This window comes from Variovorax sp. V213 (assembly GCF_041154455.1).
GTDB lineage: Bacteria > Pseudomonadota > Gammaproteobacteria > Burkholderiales > Burkholderiaceae_C > Variovorax.
In genome coordinates, this window is the sequence record NZ_AP028665.1 from 839,360 (window position 1) to 851,921 (window position 12,562).

4 protein-coding genes are annotated in these 12,562 nt (G+C 67.5%); all 4 read left to right on the plus strand.

The annotated features are described in order from the left end of the window. Window positions 1-107 precede the first annotated feature (107 nt). The 4 genes from ACAM55_RS29190 to ACAM55_RS29205 all read left to right on the plus strand — a co-directional run bounded on the left by ACAM55_RS29190 (window position 108) and on the right by ACAM55_RS29205 (window position 12,560). Window positions 108-998, plus strand: a complete 891-nt coding sequence (locus ACAM55_RS29190) for a LysR family transcriptional regulator (protein ID WP_369656748.1) — start codon at window positions 108-110, stop codon at window positions 996-998. Window positions 999-1,399: 401 nt separating this feature from the next. Then, window positions 1,400-2,041, plus strand: coding sequence for a hypothetical protein (locus ACAM55_RS29195; RefSeq protein WP_369656749.1), 642 nt, complete (start codon window positions 1,400-1,402; stop codon window positions 2,039-2,041). Window positions 2,042-2,182: 141 nt separating this feature from the next. Further along, complete coding sequence (locus ACAM55_RS29200) at window positions 2,183-5,092, plus strand: beta strand repeat-containing protein (RefSeq protein WP_369656750.1); 2,910 nt, start codon at window positions 2,183-2,185, stop codon at window positions 5,090-5,092. A 202-nt stretch (window positions 5,093-5,294) separates the two neighbouring features. After that, complete coding sequence (locus ACAM55_RS29205) at window positions 5,295-12,560, plus strand: hypothetical protein (protein WP_369656751.1); 7,266 nt, start codon at window positions 5,295-5,297, stop codon at window positions 12,558-12,560. The last annotated feature ends 2 nt before the right edge of the window (window positions 12,561-12,562 follow it).

Genomic DNA, 12,562 nt, shown 5'->3' on the forward strand with positions numbered 1-12,562 from the left:
CGGGAATGGTGCACCGTTCGTAGAAGCGGTTTTTGTTGAGCTGAACAATGCCTCTTTCCGGAAGAAAGGTGCGGAAGGGCACGCGTTGCACTCAAGTTCGAGGAAACATGGATTTATTGATGTCGGATGTGCGGCTTTTCGTGAAAGCCGTCGAGGTGGGAGGGTTGACGCAAGCGGCCGACGCGTTGAGCGTGCCCAAGGCATCCGCGTCCCGGCAGCTCAAGAGGCTGGAGGCCTTGGTCGGCCACACGCTCCTGCACCGGGGGGCAGGTCGTTTCGGTCTTACCGGGGAAGGGCGCGAGTTCCTTTCCACGGCGAAGGAAGTTCTGGAGGCAGTGAACCAGGCGCTCTCGCGGCTCTCCGACACCAACGAAGCCCTGACAGGCCAACTGCGGATCGCGGTTCCCGGCTATCTCGGCCGTGAACTGCTCTCCTCGCACCTGTCGGGCTTCATGGCCGCGCATCCCCTGCTCAAGCTCACCGTCGACGTGAACTACGATCGCGTGGATCTGTTTCGCGAAGACGCCGACGTGGCCATCCGGGTGGGGCTCGAGGGCTGCGAAGACCTCGTCGCGAGACGCATCAAGAGGCAGATCCTTGTCCTGTGCGCCGCACCCTGGTATCTCGAGCGCCATCCGGTGATCGAGAAGGTCGACGATCTCGCGGGACACTATTTTTTGACCTGTGGTCCGGAGCGGCAGGCCATGGAAATGGTCGTTCCGGGTCTCGACCGGGAGTACATCGTCAGGGCCGCGGGCGTATTCCGGGCCAACGATCCGGAATTGCTGCTGAGACTCGCCTGCTCGGCCGGCGGGATCGCCTTGGTCCCTCTTCTTTGTGCCAAAGCCGCGATCCAGGGCGGCTCTTTGGTCGCTGTCCTTCCGTCGTTCGAGCTGATGCCGGAAGAATTGAATCTGACGTATTTGCCCGCGCGGCGTAATACCCGAAAAATCAGAGCCTTCGTCGACTTCATATCCAAGGCGCTAGAGCAAGCCTGATTTGCGCCTGCCGCATCGGAGGCCTTCGTGGCTCCGGCGGTTTCTTCCACGTTCCATTTTTTAACGGCGATGCAGCCGGGCTTCCGCACGCCCCTGCGTTGCCGCAGGCAGTTCCACGCATTGACAGGACGGTACGCGGTCTCGGCGGGCAAATTGAAAAGAGGTTCCGAAATTGGAACCTCCACTTTCAAAAGTGGAACCCTGTTTTCTGTAGCCGCCGCAGGCAAAATCGGTGTTGGTTACAAGTGAAAGCGAACGTACATTTCCGCGAATTGAGAGGTTGACGTCGGTTGGACGCGTCCGCGGAAAAAAGTTTCGCTGCATTGTGACTTATTTCCAGGTATTTGTGACCCTGCTGGCGATTCGTGCCGAATTGCCGTGATCTTTGAACTGGAGCAATCATGCTTATACAAAAACTGACTCAATCTTTTTTCCGCTCCGCAGGCAGGCTGCCTGCTTTGGCTGCACGCTTTGGCGCCGGAATGATCGCCGTGGCCAGCCTGGCTGCGCCGGCCTCGGCGCAGCCTGTCGCAACCCCGTCCGCGCTCGCTCCCGAGAAAACCGTTGCGGTCGCCCTGACGCAATTCAAGGTGGTGAAGGCTGCGGACGGCAAGGAGCAGCTGCTGGATGCCTCCTCCGTCAAGCCGGGCGACATCCTGGAATACCGGGCAACCTACATCAACAAAACCGGCAAGGCGGTTTCCGGCCTGGTTGCCGATCTGCCGATCCCCGAGGGGCTCGAGTACCTGCCGCGCAGCGCCAAGCCCGGTGCCGCATTGGTCAAGGCGGCCACCAAGGACGGCGTTTACGGCGCCGAGCCGCTGACGCGGAAGGCCGCGAACAACAAGACGGAGCCCGTGCCCTACAGCGACTACCGCGCATTGCGCTGGACGCTCGGCCAGCTGCCCGCCGGCGGCGAAACCGCCGTGACTGCACGCGCCAAGGTCGAGGTCGTCGTTCCGCCCGAGCCGAAGACCTCCGCCGCCGCGCCGCAGGCGCCACCTGTGATGGTGCAGTCCGCTGCAGGCGCTGCCTCGCGCTGAGGTCGTGGTGGTTTCGCCTCCTGGCTTCCGTTCCCTTGCTTTCCTTTGCTATTGCGCGCACCCCGGCCAATGTCTTCCGCCCGCGGAATCCATGAGCCGGGCTTTTTTTGTTCCTTTTTTTGACAACCGAGGAGAAACCACGTGAGTCCCACCTTGCCAACCCGGCGCATCGGCTTGAGGCCGAGAGCCACATGGGCTGGCGCCGCAGTTCTGTCGCTGGGCTTCCTGTTTGGAAGCTCGAGCGCACTTGCAGCGCCACCGCCCGCCAATACCGTCATCGGTAACCAGGCTTCGGCCACCTATTCGGATTCGTCCGGCACCACGCAGCTGGCCACCTCCAACCTGGTGCAAACCACGGTGCAGCAGGTCGGCTCGTTCACGCTGGACACGTTCAACCAGGTCACGACCACGATCGTCAACACCAAGCTCGGCGCCGCAGGCTCGGTGGTGTACGCACCGCACATCTTGACCAACACCGGCAACGGCTCGGACACCTTCACCATCACGGTGGATGCCGACAACGATGCCTTCTCGAAGGTCGAGGTCTATCCCGACGCGAACGGCGACGGCATGCCCGACAGCACCACGCCGCTGTGTACCGCCGCGCCCGCCGCAGTCTGCAGCGTGCCCGCGCAGACCGTGCCCGGCAACAACGGCACGTTCCAGTTTGTCGTGGCCTACACGATCCCCGGCACAGCCACCACGCCGACCACGCCGTTCGATACCGCCACCATCACGGCCACCCCGGGCACGCCGGCGCTGTACACGGCGCCGAACACCTCGGCAGCGGACAAGGACCAGGTCAACCTGACGACGGTCGCCGCCTTCGGTGCCACCAAGTCGATCGGCGTTCCGGCAGTGGCCGGCCCCGGCGGCGCGGCCTGGCCGCTCGCGAGCACCGGCGGCCCGCGCTCGTCGTCGGCTTCGTGCTCGACGACCTGGGCTGCAGGCCTGGCTTCCAGCGCGACCTGCCAGTACACGGTCTACACGCTGACTTTCAACAACACCGGCGGAGCGCCCGGCAAGTTCGCCCTGTCGGACACGTTGCCATCGGGCTTCACCTATGTCGCGGGTTCTGCCGTCTGGAGCAGCGCCCCAGGCGTGGCGCTGGGTGACGGTGCTGGCGGCGATCCGGCCGGCATCGACTTCCAGGTGGCCGGCAGCACGCTGAACGCCGTCGTGAATTCGCTCGGCCAGAACGTCACGCAGACGATCAGCTTCGTGGTGTTGGTGAACAACACGGCTGTGGTCGGCACCTCGACCACGACCAACGTGGGCCAGTACAACCCGACGGATTCTCCGACCGCCACCGCAACGGCGATCGGTACCCTGGGTTCGAGCACCAACCCGGCTGCCTACACCGTCGTCGCCAGCTACGGCCTCGTCGTGGGTACCAACCCCTCGACCGCGGCAACGGCAGTCGACACGGTGGCTGGCACGCCCAACGGCACGGCGGCTGACACGACCACGCAGCCTTCGGTGGTTGCAGGCGGCAGTGTCAAGTTCCCGCAGACCGTGTTCAACACCGGCAGCGGCGTCGACAGCATCAACCTCAGCATCGCCAACGGAACGTTCCCGGCGGGCACGACCTTCCTGCTGTTCGCGGCGGACGGCGTGACGCCGCTGCTCGACACCACAGGCGACGGCGTGCCCGACACCGGTCCGATTCCGGTCGGCGGCAGCACCAACATCGTCGTGCAGGCCAACGTTCCGGCCAGCGCCACGGTGGGCTCGGGTCCGTTCAACGCGGTCCTGACCGGCCGCTCGGCGAACGACCCGACCAAGCTCGACGCCACGCTCGACCAGGTCACCATCGTTGTCGGTTCGCTCGTTGACCTGACCAACAGCGCAGCCGGTACCGGCTCGGGTTCGGTGGCAGGCGGTGACTTGGGCCCAGGCCCCAGCCCACAGCCGACCACGACCAACAGCACGGCTGCGGGCACCGGCACGATCTTCACGCTTTTCGTCAAGAACAACGATGCAGGCGGTCCGGCAACGCAGACCTACACGCTGGCGGCCAGCCAGTCCACCGGCTTCCCGGGCACGCTGCCGGCGGGCTGGACGGTGAAGTTCGTGGCAGCGGGCGGTACCTGTGCCGCCGCGGCCATTGCCAACGTGACCGTGGCTGCCGGTGCGCAGCAGCAAGTCGATGCCTGCGTGACGCCTCCCGCCACGCAAACGCCTGTGACGGCTCAGCCGATCTACTTCCGCGTGCAATCGACCGCTGTGGCATCGACCGGCGTGCTCGTGTCCGACGCCAAGCAGGACGCGGTGACCGTGACCACGGCAGCAACGCTGGGCGCCACCCTGACGCCCAACAACGTCGGCCAGGTCGCTCCGGGCGGCACCGTCGTCTATGCGCACACGCTGACCAACATCGGCAACCAGAGCTGCGGCGCGTACACGCTCACGGCCACCGTGCCGGCTGCCGACGCGACGCTGGGCTGGACCACCGCGATCTACCTCGACGTGAATGGCGACGGCCAGATCGATGCGGGCGACACGCTCGTCACCGGCCCGATCGCCGGTCCGCTGGCGGCAGGCGCAACGCAGAAGCTGCTGGTGCGCGTGTTCGCACCGGGCGGCGCCAGCGCCGGCGCAACCGATACGGCCACCGTGACGGCGACGTTCACCGATCCGGCACCGAACTGCGGCGCGCCTTCGGCCACCGACATCAGCACCGTGATCACCGGCCAGATCCGCGTCGTCAAGACGCAGGCCGCCGACATCGCCTGCGACGGTACGGCTGACGCCGCCTTCGCAGCGACGCCCCTGTCGCTGAAGCCCGGCCAGTGCATCGTGTACCAGGTCGTCGCGACCAATGAAGGCACTGCGCCGATCACCAACATCGCGATCAACGACGCGGCGCCTGCATTCACCAGCCTCACCGGTGCGACGCAGCCAGCCAACCAGTGCGTCTCCACGGGCGTGACCGGCACCGCGCTGGCCTATGCCCAGACCGCGACGGCGGTGAGCTGTGGCAGCGCGGCCAACACCGTGGCTCCGGCCGGTACGGCCACCTTGACCTTCGCCGTACGCATCAACCAGTGATGCGCGATTGAGTCGCCGGCAGGCCGCTTCGGGCCTGCCGGCTTTACGCGAGGCGCCGCCTTCACGGCTGCGCTTCGCCTTTTTCCCCTGCTGCTTTTGGCGCGTGTGCTCCCACACGCGCGCATGCCGGCGGCAGAGGAAAAAGACCCAGGTATTCACGGCCCCAGCAGGCGCCGACGGAAGGTTAAGCGGAGTGCAATTCTTGTCTGACTCATTGATGGGCTGCTGCTCGCAGCGATGGCGCCAAACCGGCGCCACGCTCGCGATCGGCCTGGCGCTGTTGCTGGCGCTCCTCCTGACGCTGTTCCTGGCGTCCACCGCGGTGCATGCGGCACCCGCGCCCGGTGGCAGTGTCATCCGCAACGTGGCAAAGGCCAGCTATGTGCCGGCCGGATTCGCACAGACCGAAACCTCCAGCTCCAACAGCGTGGTGGCGAACGTCCTCGCGGTCGAGGCGCTGGTGCTGACACAAGACCAGGCCGTCAACCGGCCGCCCGCCACCGTGGTCACGCTGAACCACCTGCTCACCAACACCGGCAACGTGCCTTCGAGCTATGCGCTGAGCTTTGCCAACAACGTGGGCGGCTGCGCGACCGACACGCTCGATCTTTCGACCCTGCGCGTCGTGCGCGACATCAACAACAACGGCGTGGCGGACCCCGGCGATCCGGTGCTGCCGCTCGGCGCGCCCGGCGCGCTGGCGCTGCGGCCCGGCGAAACGGCCTCGCTGCTGGTGCAGGGAACGGTTCCGGCCACCGGCGCCGGCGTTGCCTGCACAGCGCTGACGGCGACCACCGCGCTGCAGAACCTGAGCGCCTCCAACCGCGACACCGTGACAGTGGGCGACATGGCGGTGATCGCCATCAGCAAGAGCGCGAGCTACCCGGGCGTCATCGTTCCGGGGCAGACCCGCATCGACTTTGCAGTCTCGGGCACCAACATCGGCGCGCGCGATGCGCAGCCCGCCAACGTTGCCGCGCCGACGGGCACGCCGGTGCTGGTGAACGGCGCGCCCACCAGCCTGGTGCTGGTGCGCGACCTCGTTCCCGCCGGCACGCAGTACATCGCCGGCACGCTGCAGAGCACGGCGGCGGGCGCGGTGCGGCTGTTCCGCATGCCGGGCGACCCAGCCTTCAGCTACCGCACCGCGGACGACGCCGCGGCCGTCGAAGTAGCAATCGGAGTGCCCGCGGCCGTGTCGCGCAACGCCTCCATCGCCATGCAGTTCGCGGTGCTGGTGCGCGCGGACCAGACCGGCGACATCCGCAACACCGCGCAGAGCTACTACAACGACGGCACCGCACCGGTGGTGTCGCCGTCCAACACCGTGCTCATCACCACCAGCCAGAGCCGCATCGGCGTGGCCAAGACCGCATCGGTGCCGCGTGCGAACCGCGGCGCCGACGGACTGCTCGACGGGACCGCCACCGTGCGCTTCAGTGTCGACGTGCGCAACTATGGCGCCGTGTGGCTCTACGGCGTGCAGGCGGCCGACCTGCTCGAAGGCAGCAGCGCGACCCAGTTCGGCAGCTACACCGGCGCGGCGGTGCCGGGTCCCGGCCAGTACACGGTCGTGCCAGGCTCGATCGCCATTGCGGGCAACCAGGGCAACGGCGTGAGCGGAACCGTGGCCGCCGCGAACAACGGCTTCACCGGCACTGCCGCCGCGCAGAACCTGCTGGCGCCCGGTGCGGTGCTGCCCGTCGGTGCGCAGGTCACCGTGCAGTTCGACGTTCGCATCAACGTCAACGGCCGCAGCGGCACGCTTCTCAACAGCGTGCGTGCGCAAGGCGCCCTCGCGCCCGGCGGCGCGCCCGTGGCCTTCGACGATTCGGTCGACGGCGCCAGCCCGGACCCGGACGGCGACGGCAATCCGAACAACAACGCCTCGCCCACGCCGGTGTCGATGCAGCTGCCTTCGCTCTCGCTCGCCAAGACCGCCTCGCTGCCGCGGCGCGTGGCGCAGGGCGTCTACGAGATCGACTACCGGCTGCTCGTCACGAACACCGGCGTTGCCCCGGCGCCGCACGTGCGCGTGATCGACAACCTGAACTGCACCTTCGACATGGACAAGCCGGAAGGCCTGGTCGCGTCCTGGGAACTGGCAGCTGCGCCCAAGGTCCGCAGCGGGTTGCTCACTGCCGCGGGAAGCTTCACCGGGCGCGCCGCTTGCGACCGCGAGGCGCTTGCCAGCACCGACGCATTCAAGCTGCCGACCGAGGCGGTGCTCAGCCTGACCGACGGCAGCCGCGGGCTGGAGCCCGGCCAGAGCGAGGAAATCAGCTTCACCGTTCGCATCACCCAGAAGCCGGGGGCAGGGGACCGCCGCGTGGCGATCAACAACAAGGCATGGGCCGCGGCCTTTGACCAGAACACCATCAACGTCACGCCCGCGATGCTGGTTGCAGCCACTGCGAATTCAGTGCAGTCGCTGCTGGCCGACCCGGCCGGCACGGTCTACAACGCCGTCACGCGCGATCCTGTTCCCGGCGCGGTGGTCACGTTCACGCGGCAGTCGTGCAGCAGCGGGTCGGTGACACCGATGACCGAGGCCGAAATCTACGGTGGCTCCTCGGGCACCTACACGTTCAATGCGGACGGCAGCGTCTCGATGACGACCGGTGCCGATGGCAGCTATCAGTTCTACCTGCAATCGCCGCCGGCGACGGGCCTGTGCACGTACACGCTGCAGGTGGCGCCGCCGGCGGGCAGCGGCTATGTCTATCCGTCCCAACTGATCCCCGTGACGGCCGGCACCTTCGGCAGTTGCGGTCCGGTTGTGCCCAGTGCCCTGCCGCCCAAGGGCGCGGAGCCCACGACTCACTATTTCTCGGTCACGTCCGGCTTCAACGCCTCGAACGAAGCGTGCGACGTGCTACACAACCACATTCCGCTCGATCCGGGCAACGTGCTCGGTCTGGTGTTGCGCAAGGAAGGCAGCAAGCGGCAGGTCGAGTTCGGGGATTTCATGGATTACGCGCTGACGGTGACCAACAAGACAGGTACGCCGTTGACGGGGATCTCGCTCAGTGACAGCCTGCCGCCGGGCTTCGCCTATGTGAGCAACAGCGCCCGCCTGAACGGCGCGTCGACCGGCAATCCGGTCGGCGGCGCGGGACCGAAGCTGGTGTTCAGCTATCCCACGCTGACGCTCGGTGTCGACCAGATGGCCATGGTGCGCTATCGCGTGCGCGTCGGCGTGGGCGCTCCCACCAACGGAGACGCCATCAACCGTGCGCGCGCCTATTCGGGTCCGCTGCAATCGAACCTCGCGAACTGGACCGTGCGTGTCACGGGAGGCGTGTTTTCGGACGAGGCCTTCATGTTCGGCAAGGTCTACATGGACTGCAAGCCCGACGGCAAGCAGGAGGGCAGCGACGAGATCGGCGTGCCCGGCGTGCGCCTGTTCATGGAAGACGGCACCAATGTCGTCACCGACGTGGAGGGCAAGTGGAGCCTCTACGGGCTCAAGCCGCTCACCCACGTGCTGCGCGTCGACCAGACCACGCTGCCCGCCGGCGCGCGGCTGGAAGTGCTGGACAACCGCAACGCGGGCAGCCCCGAGAGCCGCTTCGTCGATCTGAAGAAGGGCGAGTTCCACAAGGCCAACTTCATCATCGGCAACTGCGACAGCAAGGCGACGCTGGCCGACGTGGTCGCGCGCCGCGCGGCCATCGCCGCGATTCCGGACACCGAAGCCGAAGCCCAGGTGCGCATGCGCCTGAATGCGGAGGGCCAGGTCGTCGTGGTAGGCGACTTGCGCTCGCTGCCCGCCAGCGGCCAGGCGCTCGCCAGCGGCAGCACAGGTTCGACCATGACCACCTCCGCACCGCTGATCGCGATGCCCGACGCGCCGGCCAATGCCAGCAGCTTCGTCGGTGCCGCGTCGGGCAGCATGAGCGGCACGCTGGGTGCTGCCGCTTCGGCCTCGCCGACGCCCGCCGGCAGCCTGTTCGCAGCGCTCAACGGCCTGCCGGCCGCCGCCCAGGGGGCATCGGCCACGGGCGGCGCGGCGAGCGGCGTCGGCGCGTTCGCCAGCCGGCCGGTCAACACCTCCGCGGCCATGCTGGAGCCGCGCGGCGCGCCGCTGCTGCCCGAGGCAGTGCCCAGCCCCATCGAGCTGGAGGTGCTGCTGCCGCAGATCGAAAGCAATGCGCTCGGCTTTCTCGGCCTGAAGGACGGCGACACCGTTCCCGGCCAGTCGATCAACGTGCGCGTCAAGGGCGAGGCCGGCTTGGCGCTGCGCCTCACGGTCAACGGCCAGGCCATCGACGGGCGGCGCGTCGGCAAGAAGACCCAGCTGCCGTCGAAGAGTATCGGCGCCTGGGAATACATCGGCGTGGTGCTGCAACCCGGAACCAACCGCCTGCAGCTCGATGCGGTGGACGATTTCGGCAATGTGCGCGGCAGCGAACAGATCGGCATCGTTGCGCCGGACAAGCTCGGCGCCATCCAGATCGATCTGCCCGAAACGGCGTACGCCGATCTGCGCACACCCGTGGTCGTGAAGGTGCGCCTGACCGACGCGGCCGGCGTGCCCGTGACCGCGCGCGCCCAGCTCACGCTGGAGGCTGACCGCGGCCGCTGGCTCGACGAGGACCTGAATCCGGCCGAACCGGGCACCCAGGTTTTCATGGACGGCGGTGCCGCCGAGTTCCGCCTGCTCCCGCCGGGCGAGGCGGGCGATGCGCGCCTGCGCGTGACGGCCGGCAGCTTCGTCAAGGAAGTGCGGCTCGCGCTGCTGCCCGAGATGCGCCCGATGATCGGCGTGGGCATCGTCGAAGGCGTGCTCGACTTCACCCAGCGCGGCAGCGTGCCGCTCGGCGCCATGCCGGCCGGCGCGGCGTTCGAGGCCGAGCTGACGGGGCTCACCGAGGAGCGCGAGAACCGGCGCGCCGCCGCTCGCGCCGCCTTCTTCTTCAAGGGCACCGTCAAGGGCGAGTACCTGCTCACGGCCGCCTTCGATTCCGACAAGGCGCGCAAGGACCGCCTGTTCCGCGACATCCGCCCCGACGAGTTCTATCCGGTGTACGGCGACTCGTCGGTCAAGGGCTTCGACGCGCAGAGCACGCAGAAGCTGTATGTGCGCATCGACAAGAACCGCTCCTACCTGCTGTATGGCGACTTCACCACCAGCAGCAGCACCGAGGTGCGCAACCTGAGCCAGAGCAATCGCGCGCTCACCGGTCTCAAGCAGGTGTACGAGACCAGCAACGTGCGCGCCACCAGCTACGTCTCCCGCACCGCGCAGACGCAGCAGGTCGAAGAGTTCCGCGCCGTGGGCACGTCCGGACCCTACTACCTGAGCGCGACCGGCGGCGAGTTCGTCGACAACAGCGAGCAGATCGAAGTCGTGGTGCGCGACCGCAACCAGCCCGACATCGTGCTGCAGCGCACGCCGGCCACGCGCTTCGTGGACTACACGGTCGAGCCGCTCACGCGCCGCATCCTGTTCACGCATGCCGTTGCGTCGGCCGACGCCAACCTCAACCCGCAGTCGATCCGCGTCACCTACGAAGTCGACAGCGGCGGCCCGAAGTTCACCGTGGCCGGCACCGACGTGCAGGTCAAGGTGGGGGAGCGCCTGCAACTGGGCGTGGTCGCCAGCACCGACCAGAACCCGGAAAACCACCGCAAGCTGCGCGCGCTGACGGCCGTGGCCCGACTCGGCGAAAACACCACGGCTGCAGCCGAGCTGGTGCGCACCGATTCCGACGCAAAGGGCAAGGGCGAAGGGGCCCGCGTCGAAGTGCGCCACCAGGACGAGAAGCTCGCGGTGGTGGCGCTGGCCAGCAAGACCAGCACCGGTTTCGACAACCCGGGCGCCAGTTTTTCGGCGGGCCGCACCGAGGTCTCCGGCCGCGCCGAATACAAGATCGACGACAACACCGCGGTGCGCGCCGAAGCGCTCTACAGCAAGGACGCGCTGCTGGAGGGCGACCGCAAGGGCGCCAGCGCGAGCTTGCGCAAGAAGCTGGACGACGACATCGTCGCGGAGGTCGGCCTGCGCCACGGCCAGAGCAGCAGCGGCCTCGCCTCGGGTTCCGGTTTCGACTACGGCGAGATCTCCACTTACAACGGCAATCTCGGCAGCCGCGTCGGTGCCGGCAACGTGACGGCGCTCGGCGCGGCGGCGACCGCGAACGCCAAAACCGAGACCGAGAGCCTGACCACCTTGCGCGCGCGCCTGTCGGCCCAGGTGCCCGGCGTGCCGCTGGCCCAGGTCTTCGTCGAGGGCGAGCAGGACCTGAAGCAATCCGACCGCCACACGCTGGCCGTCGGCGGCAACTACGCGATCACGGACAAGACGCGCGTCTACGCACGCTACGAGCTCATCTCCAGCCTGTATGGCAATGCCCAGCTGGACGCCACGCAATCCAACAACGTCGGCATCCTGGGCATCGAGAGCAACTACATGGACGGCGGGCGCCTGTACAACGAGTACCGGCTCGCCGACAGCATCGACGGCAGGACCGGGCAGGCAGCCACCGGCGTGCGCAACACCTTCAAGCTCACCGACCGCTTCAGCCTGACCGGCGGCCTCGAGCACACCCGCCGGATGGGCGGCTACACCAACAGCGCCAACAGCGGCACCGGCTACGCGGGCGGACTGGGCGAATCCACCGCCATCACGGCGGGCGTCGAGTACCTCACCGACACCTACAAGCTGAGCGGCATCCTCGAAGGGCGCAAGGGCGACGACGCGGATACCCGTCTCTTCAGCGCCGGCTTCGGCTACAAGATCTCGCCGGCCTGGAGCCTGTTGGCGCGCAGCGTGATGAGCGACAGCGAGGGGCGGGGCGTCAACGCAGGCAACGAGCGCCACCTGCAGCGCCACCAGATCGGCATGGCGTACCGCCCGGTCGACGACGACACCTGGAACGCCTTGTTGCGCTATGAGCGCCGCTCGGAGCGCATCGCGGGCCACGGCAACGCTGCCGGCGCATTGACCGGCGGCAGCGCCTTCGGCAGCGATTCCGGCAACGCCAGCTTGCCGGGCAGCACCAGTGCCGACATCGTCTCGGCGCACCTGAACTACAACCCGCAGCGCGGCAGCGTGCTGAGCGCGCGCTATGCGGGCAAGGTCTCGCGCGCCGACGACGGCTTCCTGGCCAGCAGCTACTGGGCCCACCTGCTGCACGCGCGCTACACCCACGACATCAACAAGGACTGGGACTTCGGCGTGCAGGCCGGCCTGCTCTACGGCAAGGGCGGCGCGCTGCAGAAGACCGTGGGCATCGAGTTCGGCTACCAGGTGGCGAAGGACCTGTGGATTTCCGCGGGCTACAACTTCGTCGGCCTGCGCGACCGCGACCTCACGGCCAACGAATACACCAGCAAGGGTGCCTACATCCGGCTGCGCTTCAAGTTCGACGAGACGGGGCTGGGCTTTCCATCGGCCGGTGCCGTTGCTCCGCCTGTATCGGCGCCCCCGTCCCCAGAAGAAAAAACCAGTTCAGAAAAATGAAC